Annotated in this window: 19 protein-coding genes; 11 read left to right on the top strand and 8 right to left on the bottom strand. The window is 38.5% G+C overall.

Going from position 1 to position 23,018, the window contains the following annotated elements:
* Positions 1-18: 18 nt before the first annotated feature.
* On the bottom strand, positions 19-735 hold the full coding sequence (locus B3297_RS03510; RefSeq protein WP_070561978.1) for a GNAT family N-acetyltransferase: 717 nt from the start codon (positions 733-735) through the stop codon (positions 19-21).
* A 575-nt stretch (positions 736-1,310) separates the two neighbouring features.
* Here B3297_RS03510 and B3297_RS03505 point away from each other — a divergent pair.
* Positions 1,311-1,574, top strand: a complete 264-nt coding sequence (locus B3297_RS03505) for a hypothetical protein (protein WP_046674987.1) — start codon at positions 1,311-1,313, stop codon at positions 1,572-1,574.
* 43 nt (positions 1,575-1,617) lie between these two features.
* Here the strand turns inward: B3297_RS03505 and B3297_RS03500 are convergent, their stop codons facing one another.
* Entirely contained in the window at positions 1,618-3,660 is a 2,043-nt protein-coding gene (locus B3297_RS03500) for a S9 family peptidase (RefSeq protein WP_254667650.1), read from the bottom strand.
* A 368-nt stretch (positions 3,661-4,028) separates the two neighbouring features.
* On the opposite strand from B3297_RS03500, the gene B3297_RS03495 reads away from it, so the two are divergent.
* The 5 genes from B3297_RS03495 to B3297_RS03475 all read left to right on the top strand — a co-directional run bounded on the left by B3297_RS03495 (position 4,029) and on the right by B3297_RS03475 (position 10,024).
* Entirely contained in the window at positions 4,029-5,654 is a 1,626-nt protein-coding gene (locus B3297_RS03495) for a S8 family serine peptidase (RefSeq protein ID WP_286754825.1), read from the top strand.
* Between the two features lie 439 nt (positions 5,655-6,093).
* Positions 6,094-6,771, top strand: coding sequence for an endonuclease III (nth, locus tag B3297_RS03490; RefSeq protein WP_070562044.1), 678 nt, complete (start codon positions 6,094-6,096; stop codon positions 6,769-6,771).
* A 67-nt stretch (positions 6,772-6,838) separates the two neighbouring features.
* Positions 6,839-7,864: a recombinase RecA gene (recA, locus tag B3297_RS03485; protein ID WP_070561972.1), complete on the top strand. Its 1,026-nt coding sequence runs from the start codon at positions 6,839-6,841 to the stop codon at positions 7,862-7,864.
* A 191-nt stretch (positions 7,865-8,055) separates the two neighbouring features.
* Positions 8,056-8,823, top strand: coding sequence for an endonuclease/exonuclease/phosphatase family protein (locus B3297_RS03480; protein ID WP_286710089.1), 768 nt, complete (start codon positions 8,056-8,058; stop codon positions 8,821-8,823).
* Positions 8,824-8,842: 19 nt separating this feature from the next.
* Positions 8,843-10,024, top strand: a complete 1,182-nt coding sequence (locus tag B3297_RS03475; protein WP_070561968.1) for a metallophosphoesterase family protein — start codon at positions 8,843-8,845, stop codon at positions 10,022-10,024.
* Positions 10,025-10,081: 57 nt separating this feature from the next.
* On the opposite strand, the gene pruA is transcribed toward B3297_RS03475, so the two are convergent.
* The 6 genes from pruA to B3297_RS03445 all read right to left on the bottom strand — a co-directional run bounded on the left by pruA (position 10,082) and on the right by B3297_RS03445 (position 14,420).
* Positions 10,082-11,719 (bottom strand): L-glutamate gamma-semialdehyde dehydrogenase, encoded by a 1,638-nt coding sequence (gene pruA / locus B3297_RS03470; RefSeq protein WP_070561966.1) that lies wholly within the window; start codon positions 11,717-11,719, stop codon positions 10,082-10,084.
* A 168-nt stretch (positions 11,720-11,887) separates the two neighbouring features.
* Positions 11,888-12,535 (bottom strand): peptide-methionine (S)-S-oxide reductase MsrA, encoded by a 648-nt coding sequence (gene msrA / locus B3297_RS03465; RefSeq protein ID WP_286778444.1) that lies wholly within the window; start codon positions 12,533-12,535, stop codon positions 11,888-11,890.
* Between the two features lie 150 nt (positions 12,536-12,685).
* Positions 12,686-13,294 carry a superoxide dismutase gene (locus tag B3297_RS03460; RefSeq protein WP_286778443.1) on the bottom strand — a complete coding sequence of 203 codons (609 nt, stop codon included), beginning with the start codon at positions 13,292-13,294 and terminating at the stop codon, positions 12,686-12,688.
* Between the two features lie 101 nt (positions 13,295-13,395).
* Positions 13,396-13,863 carry a nucleoside deaminase gene (locus B3297_RS03455; protein ID WP_286754821.1) on the bottom strand — a complete coding sequence of 156 codons (468 nt, stop codon included), beginning with the start codon at positions 13,861-13,863 and terminating at the stop codon, positions 13,396-13,398.
* A gap of 9 nt (positions 13,864-13,872) precedes the next feature.
* Positions 13,873-14,214, bottom strand: coding sequence for a tRNA-binding protein (locus tag B3297_RS03450; protein ID WP_112373905.1), 342 nt, complete (start codon positions 14,212-14,214; stop codon positions 13,873-13,875).
* On the bottom strand, positions 14,211-14,420 hold the full coding sequence (locus tag B3297_RS03445; RefSeq protein WP_112373906.1) for a hypothetical protein: 210 nt from the start codon (positions 14,418-14,420) through the stop codon (positions 14,211-14,213). The genes B3297_RS03450 and B3297_RS03445 overlap by 4 nt, the downstream gene beginning before the upstream one ends.
* An 87-nt stretch (positions 14,421-14,507) precedes the next feature.
* On the opposite strand from B3297_RS03445, the gene B3297_RS03440 reads away from it, so the two are divergent.
* The 5 genes from B3297_RS03440 to B3297_RS03420 all read left to right on the top strand — a co-directional run bounded on the left by B3297_RS03440 (position 14,508) and on the right by B3297_RS03420 (position 22,743).
* Positions 14,508-15,104 carry a porin family protein gene (locus tag B3297_RS03440; protein ID WP_286767316.1) on the top strand — a complete coding sequence of 199 codons (597 nt, stop codon included), beginning with the start codon at positions 14,508-14,510 and terminating at the stop codon, positions 15,102-15,104.
* Positions 15,105-15,275: 171 nt separating this feature from the next.
* Positions 15,276-16,046 (top strand): succinate dehydrogenase cytochrome b subunit, encoded by a 771-nt coding sequence (locus B3297_RS03435; protein WP_046674909.1) that lies wholly within the window; start codon positions 15,276-15,278, stop codon positions 16,044-16,046.
* Between the two features lie 57 nt (positions 16,047-16,103).
* Positions 16,104-18,038 (top strand): fumarate reductase/succinate dehydrogenase flavoprotein subunit, encoded by a 1,935-nt coding sequence (locus tag B3297_RS03430; protein ID WP_070561950.1) that lies wholly within the window; start codon positions 16,104-16,106, stop codon positions 18,036-18,038.
* 14 nt (positions 18,039-18,052) lie between these two features.
* Positions 18,053-18,826, top strand: a complete 774-nt coding sequence (locus B3297_RS03425) for a succinate dehydrogenase/fumarate reductase iron-sulfur subunit (RefSeq protein WP_172462311.1) — start codon at positions 18,053-18,055, stop codon at positions 18,824-18,826.
* A 170-nt stretch (positions 18,827-18,996) separates the two neighbouring features.
* The gene (locus B3297_RS03420) at positions 18,997-22,743 is read left to right on the top strand and encodes a HAMP domain-containing sensor histidine kinase (RefSeq protein ID WP_286778442.1); all 3,747 of its coding nucleotides are present in this window, start codon (positions 18,997-18,999) and stop codon (positions 22,741-22,743) included.
* Positions 22,744-23,018 lie beyond the last annotated feature (275 nt).

The following is a 23,018-nucleotide window of genomic DNA, read 5'->3' as shown; positions in this document are numbered from 1 at the left end:
TAATCGATCAGCTTTAGCTTAATATCCTTTTGCGACTTTGTTATGCTTCGGAAAATTGACGGCAATAAATTTATTGGCCGATTTCCAAAACTTCGCCTGTATACGCTTTAGCAGAGACTGTTTTTGTGTAATTCTTTCCAAGCGTTCTTTCGCTTCATGCTTGCGCTGGATCTTCTCTCGCAATTCACGTTCTTTCTCTTCGGGGTCCCAAAGCATGGCTGTACACATACAGTTTTTACGGTCTTTGCTCATCAGAATTTCATAATTCACGCAACTTTGACAACCCTTCCAAAATTCATCATCGGAGGTCAATTCGGAATATGGAACCGGTTCATAGCCTAGTTCTGAGTTGATTTTCATCACGGCAAACCCGGTTGTCAAACCAAAGATCTTCGCTTTAGGGTATTTCTCACGGGAAAGTTCGAAGACTCTTTTTTTGATCGCTTTTGCCAAACCGACTTTTCTGAATTCGGGATTGACAATCAAACCTGAGTTCGCAACATAATCACCATGCCCCCAAGTTTCTATATAACAAAAACCTGCCCATCGGCCATCTCTATGTAAAGCAATCACTGCTTTACCTTCATTCATCTTGTTGGCAACGTATTCTGGTTTACGACGCGCAATACCAGTACCACGAGCCTTTGCAGACTCGAACATTTCGTCGCAAATAACCTCTGCATAATGTGCATGCTCAGGTTTAGCCGGGATAATTAAAAAATCTGATATAGTCATTGACTTACGACCCTAATAATAAAACAACAACTACTGTCGTGTTTTGTTACTAAATAAATTAAAATAATGGATTCAAAACCATCGGACAATCATGGTCTTGCTTGGAAAGATTCACTACCTCAAATCAAGCCCGAGGTAGTATAGGTCGTCGGAGGCGTAAAACAGGTATTTCTACAAAAATGAAAGCACAGAAGACCTTCCTCATAAACTTCTCAAAAGCTTGAGTATAAGAATAATCGTTCTTTTTGTTCTGTTTCATTTTTTAATGCGCTGTCAATTGTTTCTGACGATGCAAATGTATAAAAATATTTTTTTCTTTTCCACAATATTCTAATTGATTTTTTGCAAAAATCAAAAATTTACAATCTACCATCAAAACCGCGTTGTAAGCTTCATTTTCAAGCAATTAATCCGCAATAAGCCGGCAATAGACCGCGCACATTAGCGATATTAATTTGACAACAAAACGTATAAAGGTTTAAGGCTTTATCAATTGAAATTGTTGTTTTTCCTATCGGTTCGTTATTTTTAGTCAAAAACAATACTTTTGTAGGGATCATTTAATGGAGAATAGTATGTCACCGAGTTTAATTTTCTATCTTATTTTTGCTGTCCCTTACATTATCTTTATGTATTGGCTCGTCAAACAGGACAAACATAAATATGCCTGGGGAATAGCAATCATTACTATTGTTGCCCTATTAGCGATTTACGTATCGCAGAAAGCCAGTAAAGTGGCCATGGACAATTATCAACAGCATCAGATCGACTCGAGAGAGATCGAGCGGGAAGAGCGTTTACAAAAACAACAGGATAGCATTAATCATGCTCAACAATAAAAAAGCGGCGAATGCCGCTTTTTTATTGTTCGTTTGTATAATTTCAAATAAGACCTTCTAATTTAAAGAGAAAAGCATATTCCAATGCAATTTCCTTTAAGTAGTCAAATCGACCAGATGCCCCACCGTGGCCATAATCCATATCTGTCTTTAAAAGTAAAACCGTACCTCCGGTTTTAGTTGCCCTAAGTTTAGCCACCCATTTTGCTGGTTCAAAATACTGCACCTGACTGTCGTGAAGCCCTGTTGTGACCAATAAATTGGGGTATTCTTTTGCTTCAATGTTTTCATATGGAGAATAGGCCTTCATATAACTATAAGCTTCCTTTTCATTGGGATTGCCCCATTCATCATATTCATTTGTAGTCAACGGTATAGTATCGTCCAACATGGTATTCACTACATCCACAAACGGTACCTGAGCTATTATGCCATGATATAGCTCGGGCGCAATATTAGCGACTACGCCCATCAGCAAACCTCCTGCACTTCCCCCCTGTGCATAAAGATGTTCGGGTGTACAATAATGTCGATCAATCAGGTATTTACCACAATCCACAAAATCATAAAAGGTATTCATCTTATGCATCATTTTCCCATCTTCATACCACTGCCGCCCCATTTCCTCTCCACCTCTGATATGTGCCAAAGCGTAGATAAATCCACGATCCAACAAACTCAGTCGATTGCTCGAAAAAGTGGGGTCCATCGATGCCCCGTAAGATCCATAGGCATATTGCAACAATGGAGCTGAACCATCAAGTTTGGTTCCTTTTTTATAAACAATAGAGATCGGCACCTGAATACCATCTCTTGCCGTTGCAAAAACACGCTCGCTGATATATGCAGCTTGGTCATATCCACCCAAAATCTCCTGTTGCTTTAACAATACTTTCTCCTGCTTAGCCATGTCATATTCATAGACTGAGCTTGGTGTCACTAAAGAAGTATAGCCATATCGCAACTTATCGCTGTTGTATTCAACATTAATAGCCGGATATACCGTGTAGGTAACTTCTCCAAAATCCAAATAGTGCTGTTGCTGACTATTTAAATTATAAATTGCCAATTGAGTCAATCCGTTTTTTCGTTCAGCAATAGCTAGAAAACCCTTAAACTCTTTAATATCGCTGACCAATACATCCGGTCGATGATCGATGAATGTCTGCCAGTTACCGCGCTCTGTACGATCTAAGGGACATTGCATGATTTGAAAATTGATGGCCTCATCATTGGTCAGAATTAAAAAGCGATCGTCCAATGCAATGACCGAATAGAGAACATTGTGTATCCTTGGCTGAAAAACGCGAAATTCCGACTGCGGTAAATCAGCATTCAATATCCAAATTTCTGAAGACAATGTCCCTTCAGAATTGATGATGATATATTTTCCATTTTTGGATTTCCCGACAGCAATATAATTTGTATTATCTTTCTCTTCATACACGGCCACATCCGCTTTTGTATCGCTGCCCAATGTATGTCGCATAATCCTCTCGCTAAGTAAAGTTATAGGATTTTTAGCCGTATAAAACAACGTCAGGTTATCATTTCCCCATATCGCTGCCCCCTCTGTATTCTTTATCTGGTCGTGATAAATTTCTCCGGTCTCAATATTTTTGATAAATATGGTATATTCCCTCCGGGATACGGTATCCACACTAAAGGCAAGCAAACGATTATCCGGACTAACCGAAAATCCCTTTGCCGTATAATATGCATGCCCTTGGGCAAGCTGATCTACATCCAATAGCACTTCTTCTTCGCCCTCAAGCGTACCCTTTTTCCGACAGAATTTAAAATACTGTTTCCCCTCTTCCGTACGGCTATAATAGTAGTAGCCATTTTTGAAATAAGGTACCGACTCGTCTTTTTCCTTAATACGGGACTTCAATTCGTGAAAAAGATCCTCCTGTAGGTCTACTGTATCCTGAAGCATCAAACTGGTGTAATCGTTTTCCTTTTCCAGATAGTCAATAACTTCTTGAGCTTTTTCTCCTTTTTTAAAGTAATCAATCATCCAATAATAATCATCTCGCACAGCATCATCATGTATGTTTCTTACATGAGGGTAAACTGCTGCCATTGGGGCCATTACATTAGGCCAAACTATTTTTTTATTTTGTTGCATTCGCTTTCTTATTCGCTATTTAATATAAACGCTTTCTCATTCTGCTGTCCGGACCATCCCATAAAACAGGAGCCTCCTAGAAAGATTTGAATTTAAGATATTTCGTCAACAGTTTAATAAGAGATATGGATTATAAATACTTTTAATAAAAATTAACAGTTCAGAAGAAGCATTAGCATTATCTTTGCTATTCTGCTATAGTTAGGAATAAATGAGCAGGCACGCTCTTGAAAAAAAATTAAAACACACAGGAGAGAATAACCAGGTGGAATGCGTTCATGGCAATCATTGAAAGCAGACACTTCATTAAGAATTATTTACATATGAATTTAAAAAAATCACTATATCTAATTGCTTTAGGCTCATTGCCACTTATCTCTTTCGGACAATCGGATACCATTCCAGCAAATTGGTTTAATTTGGACTATAAAACGGATGGGGTGATGGGAATCAGTACCGAAAAAACGTATAAAACTTTATTGAAAGGGAGAAAATCCACTCCAGTCATCGTTGGCGTATTGGATGGAGGTGTGGATGTTTATCACGAGGACCTCAAAGATGTCGTGTGGATCAATGTGAAGGATAGTCTTGCAAATGGTATAGATAATGATGGCAATGGCTATATCAATGATAAATATGGCTGGAACTTTATTGGAAACGCCAATGGAGAAGATGTTCAGTTTGACAACCTTGAACTGACAAGACAGCTTAGGATACTGGACGAAAAGTTTGCAAACATCACAGCGGCAACAGAACTCAATGAAGCTGGTCGAAAAGCTTTCGCTAGTTATCAAAAAATGCTTGCCAAATATAAAAACAAGCTAGAAGAAGCTAAAATGGGTCAATTTTCGTACGATGCGCTCAAACGCAACATAGACGCTGTGGTACGTGAAATAGGTAAAAAGCCCGAGGATATCACACAGGAGGACATAGACAATTTCAAAGCGACCACAAATACGCAACGCATCGCACTGGGCTATGCAAAGGATGAAATCCACAACGGCGGCTTTGCCAAATTTTTTGATGATATCACCGAAGGTGCAAAATATTTCAACAATCAAGTTGATTATCATTTAAACAAAGCATACGATTCTCGACCTATTGTTGGCGATAATTATGAAGATGCTTCAGAGCGCCATTATGGCAACGCGGACGTAAAGGGACCAGATGCATTACATGGCAGCCATGTCGCAGGAATTATCGGTGCAAAACGCAATAATAATATCGGTATCAATGGAGTAGCGGATAACGTTAAAATACTCACGGTTAGACTCGTCCCTGATGGTGATGAGCGTGACAAAGACGTCGCAAATGCTATTCGCTACGCTGCAGACAACGGAGCCAAAGTACTGAACATGAGCTTTGGGAAAAGTTATGCCCATAATAAGCAGGCCGTAGACGATGCCATCAGATATGCTGAATCCAAAGATGTATTGATGGTTCATGCCGCAGGAAATGACAGTGAAGATAACGATATAGAACCTAATTTTCCAATGAAGTATTATACGGATGGAAAAGGTGATACCACCGGAGTTGCCAATGCATGGATCACCGTAGGCGCAACCGGTCTTCATTTGGACAATGAACTATTAGCCGATTTTTCCAATTATGGCAAAAAAACGGTCGACGTTTTTGCTCCTGGCGTCCACATCAACTCAACGGTACCAGATTCCAAGTATAAAGAAGAACAGGGCACGAGTATGGCTGCGCCCGTTGTCGCTGGTCTGGCGGCAATGATTCGATCTTATTATCCCAATTTGAGCGCGGTGGAAACCAAACAGATTATTATGGAATCGGTGGAAAAGCCGAACCAACTGGTACAGATAAAGGTTGGTGAAGATGCCACCAAAACGGTTCGATTAGCGGACATCTCGGTCACCGGAGGAATCGTCAATGCTTATAACGCCATTATAAAAGCAGAAGAATATACCAACAAAAAGAAAAAATAAATATTTTCTCGTTTTTTATACCAAAACTATCTTTTGTCCGTTTAATTATTTAACTTACAGAGACAAAACAACAGATGCTTATGGTAGAAAACTTTACCCAATCAGAAAACGAAGTTCAAAATTTGCTAACCCAAAACGAGAAGGTAATGACAGACGAGGACATAGAAAATGAATTGAAACTTCAATTACCAAAAATGTTGCTTCATCCAAGCAAAAGAAGTGTAGAGAATATCCTGGCATATTCGAAACAACTGGAAAAAAGAAAGGCCTAATCTGGGAGATTAGGCCTTATTTTTTAACCTTAATATCGTCTTGATTTATCTATGATCCAAAACAGTTGAGACTTCCCTTCCGTTTTGCACATTAAAATCAGAGTATTCACCATGTAGTAGGTTTCAAAATTTCTTTTTTGATGGAAATTTTGGCTAGTTTTGAACCGATGTTAAAACAAGAACGATACAAGGCTTTCGTAGATTATTTCTCCAAAAATAGTCCTGACGCACAGACAGAACTCAACTATAGTAATCCGTTTGAATTACTGGTCGCTGTTATTTTATCTGCACAATGTACAGATAAAAGGATCAACCAAGTCACGCCCAAATTGTTTGAACGCTACCCTGATGCACACAGTTTGGCAGCTTCTAGTGTAGACGAGGTGTTTAGCTATATACGATCCGTAAGCTATCCAAATAACAAGGCCAAACACCTTGTTGGAATGGCTCAACTACTGATTGAAAAGTTCAACAACATTGTACCCGAAAAAATTGAGGATCTTGTGAAACTTCCTGGTGTAGGTCGAAAAACTGCTAATGTCATTTCATCTGTTGTTTATCATAATCCGGCGATGGCCGTAGATACCCATGTTTTTCGTGTTGCAAATCGTCTTGGGCTAACCTATCGTGCGACAACGCCATTGGCTGTAGAAAAACAGTTGGTAAAAAATCTACCCAAAGATACAATTGCCATTGCTCATCATTGGCTTATCTTACACGGACGTTACATATGTCTGGCCCGAAAACCAATGTGTGAGAAATGCCCTATTACTTATATGTGCAAATACTTTGAAAAAAATCACCATATAAAAAGTGTTTCAGCTATATCAGAAACAAAAAGCTAATTTTTTTAGTGAAAATATTTGGTTTATGATTTTTAATTTTTAATTTTGAGAAATATATACTAAAAATATGAGCAACACAGATAAACTAAAGGCTTTACAGCTGACGTTAGATAAATTGGAGAAGAACTTTGGAAAAGGTTCAATTATGAAGTTAGGGGATACTGCTGTTGAGCCGATCGAAGCTATTTCTACAGGATCTCTAGGCTTGGATATCGCCTTAGGCATTGGCGGTGTACCAAAAGGCCGTATCATTGAAATATACGGACCTGAATCTTCGGGTAAAACTACCTTAGCAACTCACATTGTTGCAGAGGCACAAAAAAAAGGCGGTATTGCAGCAATCATTGATGCTGAACATGCTTTTGATAAATATTACGCTCAAAAATTAGGCGTAGATGTAGAAAATTTATTGATTTCTCAACCGGATAATGGTGAGCAAGGTTTAGAAATTGCTGATAACCTAATCCGTTCTGGTGCAATCGACGTTATTGTCATTGACTCCGTTGCGGCTTTGGTACCAAAAGGCGAGATCGAAGGCGAAATGGGCGATTCTAAAATGGGGCTTCAAGCTCGTTTGATGTCTCAGGCTTTACGTAAGTTAACAGGTACAATTTCAAAAACAAACTGTTGTTGTATTTTCATCAACCAATTGCGTGAAAAAATTGGTGTCATGTTTGGTAACCCAGAAACAACAACTGGTGGTAATGCCTTAAAATTTTACGCTTCTGTACGTTTAGATATCCGTCGTACATCACAAATCAAAGATTCTGATGAAGTATCGGGTAACCGCGTAAAAGTGAAGATTGTAAAAAATAAAGTAGCCCCTCCGTTCCGCATAGCGGAATTTGATATCATCTTTGGTGAAGGTATCTCTAAAGTAGGTGAAATCATTGATCTAGGTGTTGAATATGGTATTATTAAAAAAGCAGGCTCCTGGTTTAGCTATGGTGAGACCAAATTAGGACAAGGTCGAGACGCTGTTAAAGCCTTATTATTCGACAATCCAGATTTAATGGACGAACTTGAAGCTAAAATCCGCGCTGAAGTGACAGGAGAAGATCCAATGCTTAACACCGAGGAAAACGAAGACTAGTTCCTGTAAAAATTAGTATAATGTAGGTAGCCATCCTGTTTAGGATGGCTATTTTTTTGCGAAAGTTCAAGTGCTTAGATGATTATTTTGTTACATGTCCAAAGTTTTCAATTTGTACTCATAGATTTTATTAATTTTAGAAAGGCGAATTAAAAACGCCTGACATCCAAATGCTAAACTTAATATAAACAATGAATCGTAAACTAATTCTATTCCTTCTAATACTGCTAAGCTCAGTATTCCATCTACATGCACAAACAATACGCGTACTCTCGTTCAATATCCATCATGGAAACCCACCCACTGAAAAAGAATCTATTATCAATCTTGACACGGTTGCCAAGATTATTAAAAATTCCAAAGCTGACATTGTAGGTCTTCAGGAAATCGATGTTAATCTCGGTAGATCATATTTTGAAAATCAAGCCAAGAAATTAGCCGAATTAACAGGCATGCACTATATATTTTCCAAAGGAATAGACTTGGATAAAGGTGAATATGGCACCGCCATATTGTCAAAAAATCCGATTGAACGTGTAGAAAAACACCTTCTACCCTCACCTGTGGAAAGCGAAACACGTAGTTTATCTGTAATCGAAGTCACTATTCACAAAAAGAAACTCTTATTTGCGAATACACACCTTGACCTGAAAGACAAAAACAAAATCGAACAGGCAAAATTCATCACCAATCGCTTCAAAAACGAAAAGTTACCCACCATCCTTGTCGGTGATTTGAACTCCGAGCCCAATGATCCAGCGATTATTGAACTTAGCAAAATATTCACAAAAAGCAGTATTGCCAATGGATTTACGTTTCCTCAAGATAAACCCACTACTGAAATTGATTATATCATGATCAATAAAACAGTTGCCGCAAGGTTTTCTAACCATCGAATTTTGGACGAGAAATACGCTAGTGATCATCGTCCATTATATGTCGAGATAAATATTAAATAACCACTTGTGACCTTTAAATATGAATTTTAACAGAAGAAGATTTTTAGAAGTCCTGGCGCTGGCTGGGATTACATTACCGAATATAAGCGTCGCGCAAGAAAAAGAAGCAAATGAGGCAGAAGGCGAGTTCAGTTTTCTCGTACCTGCCTATCTACAGAATCAAACGGAAACAGGCGTCAGTATTTTTACAATTTTGAGCAAAGAGGCTTTTGCTTGGCTCGAGATTCTCGATAACGCAGGAAATGTCCATAAAAAAATCTACCAATCCGAAGATGGGATGATCAACGCCAATACTGACTTTTTTCATTTTACAATTGAGGACGCGCCGCGCTCATTTCGCTATCGCATCAAGGCGAAGGAAGTCCAAAAATTCGATCCTTATAAAATTGTATATGGCCAAGAAATAGAAACACCTATTTTTGAGGCTAAATTAGCCAAGAGCGATCAAGAGCAGATTCGCTGTCTTGTATATAACGATGTACATGAGGAAAAGAGCAGTTATCATGACCTTATCCCAAATCAGGATATCGCGCCTTACGATTTCTTTGTGATGAATGGAGACTCGTTTCATTATGTCACCAATCAGCAAGATATCACAGAGAAATTGCTAAAGCCAATTGAATTTTTTGCGACAAGCAAACCATTCATCATGAATCGAGGAAACCATGAGACAAGGGGATCTTTCGCTCGTAATTTCAAACGATATTTTGGTTATCCGGACAACAAGTATTACCAAGCCTTTAAAAGAGGGCCTATTTTTTGGATCATGCTAGACAGTGGCGAAGACAAGCCTGACAATCATGAGGTATACGCCGGAACAGTCGATTACGATAACTACAGAAAAGAACAGGCTCAATGGCTGGAACAGGTCCTCCAATCCAAAGAAAGAAAGCGTGCTCAACATACTGTTGTCATTAGCCATATTCCAATTTTTCATTCGGACGACTGGCATGGCACCCTGGATAACAGAGCATGTTTCCATCCCCTGTTTCAGAAATATAAAATTGATGCCATGATCTCGGGCCACACCCATCAATATGGATACTATCCAGCAGATAAAGACCACAATTACCCTGTCTTTATAGGTGGTGGTCCAAAAGCGGGGAAAAGAACCATCATCGATGTGGCCGGGAACAACAAGTCATTGAATATTCGGATGACTAGAGACGACGGAACAGAATTGGGATTATTTAAAAAATAGAAAAGGCGCTTTATAAGCGCCTTTTTCTATTTTAACAAAGCTGTTATGCTAGCTTCTTTATTCTCCCTTTTCCAAGAAAGGATATCTATAATCTGTATCTGGATTAAACGTCTCTTTAATTGTACGAGGAGATACCCAACGAAGCAAATTGATCATTGATCCTGCTTTGTCGTTTGTACCCGAACCTCTAGCACCACCAAACGGTTGTTGACCTACGACAGCACCTGTACACTTATCATTCACATAGAAGTTACCCGCAGCATGTCTCAATTTATCTGTTGCTAAATTAATGGCATAACGATCTTGCGCAATGATTGATCCTGTCAAGGCATAAATAGATGTTGTATCAACAATAGCTAACGTTTCTTCAAACTTAGCATCCTCGTAAACATATACCGTCAGCACAGGTCCGAACAATTCCTCAACCATGGTTTCGTAATCTGGTTTTGAAGCCTCAATGATTGTTGGATGGATGAAATATCCTTTAGATTTATCGTATGTACCACCAACTACAATTTCTGCTTCATTAGATTCTTTAGCTCTGTCGATATACTTCGCTAATTTATCAAACGACTTCTCATCAATGACAGCATTGAAAAAGTTCGTGAAATCCTCTGTTCCGCCGATTGTAAAAGATTTTACGTCATTCGTCATAGATTCCTTCAATGCTGGCCACAATGATTTAGGAATATATGCACGTGAGGCAGCAGAACATTTCTGGCCTTGGTATTCAAAAGCACCACGAACTAAAGCTGTATTCGCAACCTTCAAATCAGCCGAAGGGTGTACAACGATAAAATCCTTACCACCAGTCTCACCAACAATACGTGGATATGTTTTATAACGGTGGATATTGTTACCGATCGTTTTCCAAATGTCTTGGAATACTCCTGTTGAGCCAGTGAAATGGATACCTGCGAAATCTGGGTGTTGGAAAATCACATCACCTGCATCAGGACCTGAAACATACACCAAGTTGATTACACCATCCGGAAGACCAGCTTCACGGAAAATTTTCATCAATACATTTGCTGAATAGATTTGGGTATTGGATGGTTTCCATACAACAACATTACCCATCATTGCAACACACGACGGTAAATTACCCGCAATAGCTGTAAAATTAAATGGAGTCAATGCAAATACAAAACCTTCAAGAGGACGTTGTTCTACACGGTTCCAAACACCTTTACCTGATATAGGAGGTTGTTGCTTATAGATTTCACTCATGTACTGTACATTGAAACGCAAGAAATCCACAATCTCACATGCCGAATCAATTTCTGCCTGATAGGGGTTCTTCGATTGCCCCAACATTGTAGCAGCATTCAACTCATAACGGTATTTTCCCGAAATTAATTCAGCAGCTTTTAAAAAGATTGCAGCACGATCCTCCCAAGTAAGATTTTCCCAATCCTTTTTTGCCGCCAAAGCAGCATTGATTGCATCTGTTACGTGAGATTTATCGCCTTGATTGTATTGACCTAAAATATGTTGGTGGTCATGTGGAGGAGCTAGGTTTACTTTTTTAGAAGTAGTGATTTCTTTACCACCAATATACATTGGGATATCGATTTGTTTCGAACGTGCCTCATCAATTGCTGCTTTCAACAATTTACGTTCTTTCGTTCCGACAGCGTAAGTGTACACTGGTTCATTGGTAGGAACAGGAACTGTAAAAAATCCTTTAGACATATTACAATTATTAATTATTCATCCAAAAAATGCTATCAATGAATCATGAAGCTATCAAGTTTGTTCGTTCCATTATTTGCATGAGAAACCATGGTTTCAACTTGTTAGCATGATACTAAATAGCGTTAATAGAAGTAAAATTACCTCAAATTTTATGAATACCCAAAGTTACTGTCCCTCTTTGAGCACCTTGGAAAAGATACGTTTAAATTTTTCCAATTTCGGTTTAATCACCAATTGGCAGTATGGTTCTTTCCCATTTAATCTGTAATAATCTTGATGATAGTCTTCTGCAGAATAAAAGACTGTTGCCGGAACTACTTCGGTTACAATAGGTTTATTGAAAACATGCTCTTTTTCTAACGCCGAAAGATAATACTGCGTCTTGTCAAGCTGCTCTTTATCGTGCACAAAAATAGCCGAGCGGTATTGGGTGCCGATATCATTCCCCTGGCGATTGAGCTCTGTTGGATCATGTGCGACAAAGAAGGCCTTCAATAGTTTGTCGTAGCTGATCACTTTTGGATCAAAAATAATATTGGTTGCTTCTGCATGCCCTGTGCTCCCTGTACAAACCTGCGTATAACTTGGATTTGCTACCCATCCGCCAGTATATCCTGAAACAACACGTACACCCCCCTTTAACTCTTTGAATTGTGCCTCAGTACACCAAAAACAACCTGCCGCAAATGTCGCTGTATCCAAACTTGCCGTATTTTTTGCCGGTAACTTCGAGAAATCAGTTTTTTTTGCCTGCTGTCCCTGGCAGGAGCCTAAAATAAAAAGTGCTGCTAATAGCATTAAAATATTTTTCATCAGTAGCAGGTATGATCGTGGAGTTAACTATTATACTGTAGTGTTGTACTATGGTCTTATAAACAAATACAACTGAGGTTTTGTTTATAAAATAGAAAAGCGACAATAAATTAGTATTGTCGCTTTTCTATGGTTCTATCAAATGTTCAATTATTTTGCTGCAGCATAGTTTTGTGCTACGGCATCCCAATCGATAACATTAAAAATTTCTTCTAAATACGCCGGACGCTTATTTTGGAATTTCAAGTAATAAGCGTGCTCCCAAACATCGATACCTAAAATAGGATTTCCTTTTACTTCAGCAACATCCATCAAAGGATTGTCTTGGTTTGGTGTAGAAGTTACGGCTAATTTACCATCAGCACCAACGATTAACCACGCCCATCCTGAACCAAAACGAGTTGCACCAGCTGCTTGAAGTTGCTTTTTCAACTCATCAAATGAACCAAATGTTGCATTGATTGCTTCGGCTAATTCACCTGTTGGAGCTCCACCAGCATTTGGGCCTAAAACTTTCCAAAACAAAGAGTGATTGTAATGACCACCACCGTTGTTACGTACTGCTGCAGAATATTTACTTACATTTTTAATGATATCCAATAACGATAAGTTCTCAGCGTCTGTACCTGCGATTGCTTTATTTAAGTTATCCACATATGCCTGATGGTGTCTGTCATGGTGGATTTCCATTGTAGTTTTGTCAATATGTGGTTCCAATGCGTCGGCTGCGTATGGTAACGCTTCTAATTCAAATGCCATATCTATTTTAATTTAAATGTTTATTACTTCGTTTATACATACAAATATAACACAATATACACGGTTATGTTTTTATGTGTTACAATAAATCCATTATTTCCTTACCGTTTTTGACGAAAAAATGATTTTACCAAATCAGCACATTCTTCCTGCAAAATACCATGTGTAATGACTGTTTTGGGATGTAATATTTTATCGTGAAAATGAGAATAGCCACGCTTTTCATCTTTGGCGCCATAGACTATTTTACCAATATGTGTCCAATAGGCCGCTCCGGCACACATAATACAAGGTTCTATGGTAACGTATAATGTACATTCATCCAGGTATTTGCCTCCAAGGTAATTAGCAGCTGCTGTAAAAGCCTGCATCTCAGCATGAGCTGTCACATCATTCAATCGCTGCGTCAAATTATGACCTTTCCCTATAACACGTCCTCGATGAACAATAACTGCTCCAATAGGTACCTCCCCCTCTTCGTATGCAACCTTAGCTTCGTTCAATGCCATACGCATGAACGACTCGTCACTATCGATGAGTTGTGTTCCTTCAAAATCTATAAATGTCATGGTACAAACTTAACTAAGTTTAGATCCATTTGGTAATTTTTTGTCGACGGATGTCAAAATAATATCGCCATTTTCGTCGGCAAATCCGGTCACGAGACACTCCGAAAAGAAATTAGCGATCTGCTTTTTGGGAAAGTTCACAACTGCGACCACTTGCTTTCCAATCAACTCTTCTTTGTTATAGTGTACTGTAATCTGGGCACTACTTTGTAAAATACCAATTTCATCTCCAAAATCAAGTTTCAATTGATAGGCTGGCTTTTTAGCTTTCGGAAAGTCCTTTACTTCTAAAATAGTTCCTACCCGTAAATCCACTTTCTCAAAATCGGTCCAACTAATGGCATCACTCATAATCGGTTGCTACTAATATCCTGGATCTCTTTACCTATCGTAAATAAAACATAGGAAGGTTTACGGCCCAAACGAGAAGACAATCGATCAATCAGTTTATCCTCCTCTCCAGCTTTAAAAGCTAAATCTTCATCACTTAAGTGGTTGTACTTGCGACGGAGTTTTTCTTTGGCTACTTGCCACTGTTCTTCGTTAATTTTCAGCATAACTCAGATTTAGGTATAAAATTTGTATATCTTTACTGAACTGTAAAAGTTTGTTTAAAGATACAATATATACATAAATAAAAGATTATGAAAAAGATTTTACCAGCATTACTTTTGATTTGTGGTAGCGTAGCAACGGCACAGGCACAGCTTTTGCCGGGTTTTGAGGTGGGTGTAAAAGGAGGTTTGAACTTCTCCAAACTTAAAAGCGATGGCAAATATTTCAATTCCGACACGAAAGCAGGCTACCAAGCTGGTCTTTATGGACGTGTTGGTGTTTTGGGATTCCATATTCAACCTGAGGTTTACTTAACCGGTAAAAACACGACCGTGAAAGCAGAGAATGGTGAATCGACAGATGTTAAATTTACAACGGTCGATGTTCCAGTATTATTAGGCAAACGCTTTGGCTTGGGTCCGATTGGAGCAAGGATTCAAACTGGCCCAATATTTTCATTTAAAGTCGATGACAAACAAGACAGTCCAATTGCTAATTTAAATCCAAACAGCTATAAGAAAAATGGTACCGCGTGGGCTTTTGGTGTAGGCGCTGATATTTCAAGCTTGCGTGTAGATCTACGTTACGAAATGGGCTTAAATAAAGTCAACAACGAGAGCCAGGCTAATCCAAAAATTAACATGTGGAGTATCGGTTTAGGCTATAGGTTATTCAGTATTCTATAGTTCATTAAACACTGTTCATATACCGTTAGAAAGTCCGTTTTTATTCAAAACGGACTTTTTATTTCAATAAACTTTAGAACCGTTCTAAATTATTGCTTTTTCTTGTCAAAATGGTATCATATTTAATAGCAAATAGTAGATTTGCCTAATTCAAATTAAATTACAAGGATAATGAGTAAATCAAAGCCAGTTTTCAGTTCTTCGATTGGGAAGAAGCTAATCATGAGCTTAACAGGAATCTTCCTATGTTTATTCCTAGTTGTTCACTTGGTTGGTAACTTGCAATTATTTAAAGATGATGCGGGTCTAGCGTTCAACAAGTACGCCTATTTTATGACTCACTTTACACCAATCAAAGTCGTTTCTTACTTATTGTATGCTTCGGTCATTGTTCACGTCATCTACGCTATTACATTGTCGATGAAAAACAAGGCCGCTCGTCCTATTGGTTATGCCAAATATGATGGTCAAGCAAACAGCAAGTGGAATTCACGCAACATGGGTATCTTAGGTACTGTCATTTTAGTATTCTTAGCTACGCACATGTCTAATTTTTGGTGGAAATTTCACAATGATGAAGTACCGTACATCGAATACCGTACTGATTTGGCAACTGGACAAACCACAGCGAGAGAACTTCAAGCTTCTGAATTCCACGACTACCAAGAAACGGTAGAAAACAACGTTCAAATCTTAAAGGCAAGAGATTTGTATAAGCAAGTTGACTTTGCATTCAAAAATGTTGCATTGGTCGCTTTGTATGTTATTGCGATGGCAGCTTTGGCATTCCACTTAATTCATGGTTTCCAATCTGCGTTCCAAACTTTAGGTTTTAACCACAGAAGATATATTGGAATCATCAGAGCAATCGGTGTTTGGGTATTTGGGGTATTAATTCCAATTGGTTTTGCAATAATGCCATTGTTTTTCTTCTTTAAATAATTCAGAATCTTTTAAGATAGAGCAGCAGCTCTATTCATTAATATAAAATTAAGAGATATGTTAGATTCAAAAGTACCAGCGGGCCCATTAGCCCAAAAGTGGTCAAATCATAAATTTAATCTTAAGTTGGTTAACCCTGCTAACAAACGTAAATTTACCGTTATTGTTGTTGGTACAGGTCTTGCTGGTGCATCTGCAGCAGCGTCTTTAGCTGAATTAGGATATAATGTAATTACATTCTGTTATCAAGATTCACCTCGTCGTGCGCACTCTATTGCAGCACAAGGTGGTATCAATGCAGCAAAGAGCTACCAAAATGACGGTGACTCTGTTTTCCGTTTATTCTACGATACAATCAAAGGTGGTGACTACCGCTCACGTGAGGCAAACGTTTACCGTTTGGCTGAGGTATCTGTCAACATCATTGACCAATGTGTTGCTCAAGGTGTTCCTTTTGCGCGTGAATACGGAGGTCTATTAGACAACCGTTCTTTCGGTGGTGCGCAAGTTAGCCGTACGTTCTATGCACGTGGTCAAACGGGACAACAATTGTTGTTGGGCGCTTATTCAGCGTTAAACCGTCAAATCAAAAAAGGGAAAGTAAAATCGTATACGCGTCATGAGATGTTAGACTTAGTTATGATCGATGGTCATGCTAAAGGTATCGTCACTCGTGACTTGGTTTCAGGTAAAATCGAAACGCATGCTGCACATGCAGTATTGATGTGTACTGGTGGTTACGGTAACGTATTCTTCTTGTCGACAAATGCAATGGGATGTAACGTTACAGCAGCTTGGAGAGCGCACAAACGTGGTGCTTACTTTGCAAACCCTTGTTATACGCAAATTCACCCAACTTGTATCCCGGTAACAGGTGATCACCAATCTAAATTGACATTGATGTCAGAGTCTCTACGTAATGACGGCCGTGTATGGGTTCCTAAAACTCAAGAAATGGCTGAAAGATTGCGTAAAGGTGAGATCAAAGCCAATGACATCAAAGAAGACGACAGAGATTATTTCTTGGAGCGTAAATACCCTTCATTCGGTAACTTGGTACCACGTGACGTGGCATCTCGTAATGCAAAAGAAGCTGTTGATGATGGTCGTGGTGTTGGTAAAACTGGTTTTGCGGTATTCTTGGATTTTAAAGAAGCTATCGGTCGTCTAGGCGAAGATGCTGTACGTGCTAAATATGGTAACTTATTTGACATGTACTACCAAATCACGGACGAGAACCCTTACAAACAACCAATGCGTATCTATCCAGCTGTTCACTATACAATGGGTGGCGTATGGGTTGATTACAACTTGATGACTACAATCCCAGGTTTGTATGCATTGGGTGAGTGTAACTTCTCTGACCACGGCGCAAACCGCTTAGGTGCTTCGGCATTGATGCAAGGTCTTGCCGATGGTTATTTCGTAATTCCTTACACTGTGGGTGATTACCTAGCTAAACTAGGTTCATTCGCACCAGTAGATCACAACCATCCGGCATTCGAATCTACACGTAAGGAAGTTGAAGACAAAATCAACAAATTGTTGTCTTTAAACGGTACTGAAACGGTTGATGATATCCACAAAAAACTAGGTCTCATCATGTGGGAATACTGTGGTATGGCTCGTACTGCTGAAGGCTTACAAAAAGCACAAGGTTTGATCCAAGAGTTGAAAAAAGAATTCTGGACGAACGTTAGAGTCCTTGGAGAGAATGAAGAATTAAATCTTTCTTTAGAAAAAGCTGGTCGCGTAGCTGACTTCTTAGAATTAGGTGAGTTAATGGTAGTCGATGCATTGCAACGCGCGGAGTCTTGTGGTGGTCACTTCCGTTTAGAAAGCCAAACTGAAGAAGGTGAAGCAAAACGTAACGATGATGAATTCGCCTATGTATCTGCTTGGGAATACAAAGGAGACAATGTACCTGAGGAATTACACAAGGAAGACTTGGTATTCGAGAACGTTCAGTTAACACAAAGAAGTTATAAATAAGAAGGAAAATTATCATGGCACAACATATGAATTTAACGCTGAAAGTTTGGCGTCAAAAAAATGATAAAGATAAAGGTCAATTTGTAACTTATCAGGCAAACGATATCGCTGATGATATGTCTTTCTTAGAGATGCTTGATATTGTCAATGAAGAATTGACTCGTAAAGGAGAAGATCCTGTATATTTCGATCACGACTGTCGTGAAGGTATCTGCGGGATGTGTTCATTAGTCATCAACGGTCGCCCTCACGGTCCTAAAGAAGGTACAACAACATGTCAATTGCACATGCGTAGCTTCCACGATGGACAGACTATCGTGATTGAACCTTGGAGAGCTGCTGCATTCCCTGTATTGAAAGACCTTGCAACAGACCGTACAGCTTTTGACCGCATTCAACAAGCTGGTGGATATGTAAATGTTAATACAGGTGGTGTTCCTGATGCCAATGTTATTCCGATTCCTAAACGTATCGCTGACGAAGCATTTGAATCGGCTACATGTATCGGTTGTGGTGCTTGTGTTGCAGCATGTAAAAATGCTTCTGCAATGTTATTTGTGTCTGCAAAAGTATCTCAATTTGCCTTATTACCTCAAGGCCAAACTGAGCGTTACGAACGTGCACAGGCAATGGTAGATCAAATGGATGCTGAAGGTTTCGGTAACTGTACCAATACAGGTGCTTGCGAAGCAGAATGTCCTGTAGGAATCAAATTAACAAACATTGCTCGCTTAAACCGTGAGTACTTGACTGCTAAAATCTTCAGACAAGAAGAACCGCACGCTTAATAAGCAATTAAAATCCTTCGTGTTTTCGATAGCGTTAACAAAGCTTAAGAAACCGATTGAAAATTCTTTCTAGCCAATTAAAATAGGCTATTCAGAAAATAATATAAAAGTCCTTGCCTTAAGAAAGCAAGGACTTTTTTTTATATTTACAATAATGTAAATTGACGAACGTGAATTCTGGTATAAAAATTCGATTACTCCTACTTATCTTGACTTTATGCTTTATAGGAACAGCTATCACCATTAAAGAATCTGTTACCAATAAGGAAATACTGGACATTGATACAAAATCACTCAATGATTATATCGCTCAACAAGAGAAAAAAGTCGACCGAATTTTTAATGATTCACTCCTGCTCAAAACATTTAAAAACTACGATCAGTACCCAATAGCAGTTTATCAGGCATTTGAAAAGTTCAAAACCAATGAGAAGGTTTATTTATTTCTCTTTAAGGACCATGAACCGAAGATGTGGAGCACGCATTTATTTGTGCCAATTACAGATCAGGGATTTCCGGAAAAATCCAATTTTATTCAGGATGATAACCGTTCTTACGTTGTTCGAAAAAAAACAATTGGCAATATCAGTATACTCGCCTATATTATTGTTAAAGGCTATACAAATAACAACAACCCCTATTTAAATAGCTCATTGCGGAGGAACTTTTTCGACTCTCGAAATATCGACATTGCCTCCTATACAGACACGGTCACCATTAAAAATATCTATAGCAATGAAGGGTCTTATCTATTCTCTGTTAAGCTAAAAGACGGAGAGCATGAAAACGCCTATACGATTTTGCAATTCTTCTGTTGGCTACTTGCCTGGATCGCATTATTGATCTTCTTCAATAGTCTCTGCCTACATATGGCCAAGACAGGAAGGGCCTGGTGGTCTGCATTACTGCTATTATCGGTATTTAGCCTCGTCAAATTTGCCGATCTTAAATGGAATCTGCTGTCCGAAAACGCGACATTTTCAATTTTCGATTCGCGCAATTACGCTTACAATCGCTTCTTCCCCAATATATGGTCCGTGATGTCCACCACCATATTGGTGTTATGGTTGATTCTATTTATCTATTCAATTCGCAAAGAGCTCAATTTCGACAAGATAAAGAACATCCGGTTCTTCAGAATTCCTATCGCAATCGGATTTATTCTAAGTATATACCTGTCGTTCGGTCTATTGTATGACATCGCCGGTACCCTGATTACGCACTCCAATAACATCTATTTTGATTTCACAAAACTTGTCGATTTACATTTCCTAAGTTGGGTCGATTTAGGCATTGTTGGCATGGGTATTTTGGCCTTGAGCATCTACATTGATCTTGTCCTATTTTTTCTTAAAAAATTAGAGTTAAAACCGACGCAGCTACTCAACATTCAACTGGCATGTGTCATTTTTGTCATCCTGATCATTTCCTTTTATATTGAGAAAAATAGCCTGGTCAATTTGTTACTTGCACTGATCATCCTGATTAAATCATTTGGCGAGAAGTATTTCGACCGACATATATTAACAAATTATATCGCCGTACTGATACTTTGGGCAATCATAAGTGCAATCACGCACGCTCGTTTCTATAAGGAACGGAACTTAATTGACATGAAGATCTTATTGAGTAACCTACAATCAGAAGATGATGTCAATGCTGTTTCATTGTTCTCCGATATTGAAAGTAGCCTAGCAAACGATCAAGAATTAAAACACCTATTTAATATCAGTCTCCCCTATACCAACACTGAAGGGATCAACGATTTCATCAAGAAAAAGTACTTTAGTGGCTATCTTTCCAAATATGAGTTCAAAGCATATTATTATGATCAGAATAATATTCCGCTCAATCCAGCCAGTCAGAATAAGATCAATGAATATCGAGAAAAAGTAATCAACAAGTCGATAAAAGTCACGCAGAACTTTTACCGTTCCAGTGCGGAATTAGGTACGCATGAATACTTCTCCATCATCCCTGTCACCATTGACCAAAATAGAATTGTCAATGTTATCGTCAATCTTTCCAATAAAGATTTTAGCTATACGGTTCCCTATCCCGAAATCCTTACCGATATGCGGATTAACAATTCGCAATATTATAATAAAGGAGATTATTCGATAGCCCTCTATAAAGGCGGCTCCTTAATAACACAGTTTGGGAAATATACTTACGAGAACAATTTGAGGGGGCTGAAAGGTGTTCCAGGGGAATATATTCAAGTACTCGACCGAGATGCATACCTACATATGGCTTATGTTGCCAATAAATTTTCTACATACGTTATCAGTAAACAAAAACCTTCTTTTTGGGATTATCTAGCGACGACTTCATTTCTGTTCTTGGTATTTTTTATGATTTTCATGCTTTTCCATTTCATAAAATCACTCTATATCTTTCTTAAAAACACCAAGCTAACTTTCCGTAATTTAAAGTATCAGTTCTACAAAATAGTAAATAAAATACAGTACTCTACACGTATTCAGACTTCCATCATCTCATCGGTAATTCTGGCTATTCTTATTTCAGCGGTAATTTCATATATAAGTATCAACAAGCAGCTTTATAATAACAATAAAGCAAGTAAAGAGCGCTTTATTATCGAGCTGGGTAAACGGATGGAAAATATGTTGACCTACACGGATGAAACATCCACCGAAACGCAGCTGATCAGTATTCTCAAGACATTATCCGAAACAATTTCCAAAGACTTCAATCTTTATTCCAAATCAGGCAGGTTACTTTACAGTTCGCAGCGTAGAATCTACGATCTGGAGCTTTTCTCTACTTTCATTAATCCGGCTGCACTGAAAAATCTTTCCATCTTAAAAAAATCGGAGACAATTGAAGATGAGCGTATTGGCACTTTCCAATTTGAGACCAGCTACGCCACCATCAGGGATAAAAACTATAATACACTGGCTTATATAGGTATACCAAACTTCTCGCTTCAGAAGGAAGAAAATATCAATAAGAATCTTCTTTTAAATACCATAGTGAACATTTATTCGCTGATTATTATAGGCTTTGGATTTTATGCGACGTTTGTGGCCAACAGTGTCACCAATCCATTGAGCATCATCAGTAAGAAGATTTCACAACTACGCCTGGGGCAGCCCAACGAGCCTCTGTTTTGGCAACGAAATGATGAAATAGGTACATTGATCAAAGAATATAATCTTATGATCATAAAGCTGGAGGACTATGCTAATAAGATCAAAGATACCGAGCGAGAATCAACTTGGCGTGAGATGGCTCAACAGATTGCCCATGAAATCAAAAATCCGTTGACACCAATGAAATTAGGCATTCAGCAACTCCGCAGATCGTACAAAGACGAGGACCCTAAATTTCCGGATCGCTTCAATAAATTCTCCACTTCATTCATCGAACAAATCGATGCATTGACGCATATTGCCTCAGAATTTTCACATTTTGCAAAATTTCCAAATACGGTAATGGAAAACATCAATATTGTAGAGAAAGTAACAAAGTCCATTTCCTTGTACAACAATACACCAAATGTAAGTATTCGTCTCATTAACAATGCGGATCACAGAACCCTTATCGTTAAAGCAGATGGTAATGAGCTATTAAGAACCTTCAATAATTTGATAAAAAATGCGATTGAGGGCGGTTATGGACGAAAAAACATGAAGATCGAGATTTCCATTGAACGCTACTCAGACAAATTTGTCAAGATAGATATCAAAGACAACGGTTATGGGATTCCCAAAGAGATGCAGGATAAAATTTTCCAGATTAATTTTACGACAAAGAGTTCCGGAAACGGTTTAGGACTAGTTCTTGTCAAAAAGACAATTGAAGCCTGTAACGGGCAAATCTATTTTGAGACTGTAGAAGGCGAAGGTACAACGTTTCATATACTGCTTCCTTTGCAACAGATAGAATCTTAAATCAACTGTAATCAGACATCCAAGAAAGCGGATAGGATACTGCACCCAAAGCATCTAAATAATAAGATGAGCCGTTCCAAGTACATAAATAAGAGGCTACCACATTTTCAAGTAATGTAAATAAAACTAGGGCGTTCAGTTAGGCTCCTTATATCTCAAACATTGATTACATAAAACTGAACGATGAATGGGAATAGTCCTATTCTTACGACGTTCCAAGGATCAGCCTAACACAAACAGCGTACTATTAAACAAAAAAGAGGCTGTCTCAAAAA

It is taken from the genome of Sphingobacterium sp. UBA3519, from assembly GCF_002377215.1.
GTDB lineage: Bacteria > Bacteroidota > Bacteroidia > Sphingobacteriales > Sphingobacteriaceae > Sphingobacterium > Sphingobacterium multivorum.
Note: the sequence above shows the minus strand (reverse complement) of the source record. Positions and strands in the feature narration are given on the sequence as shown.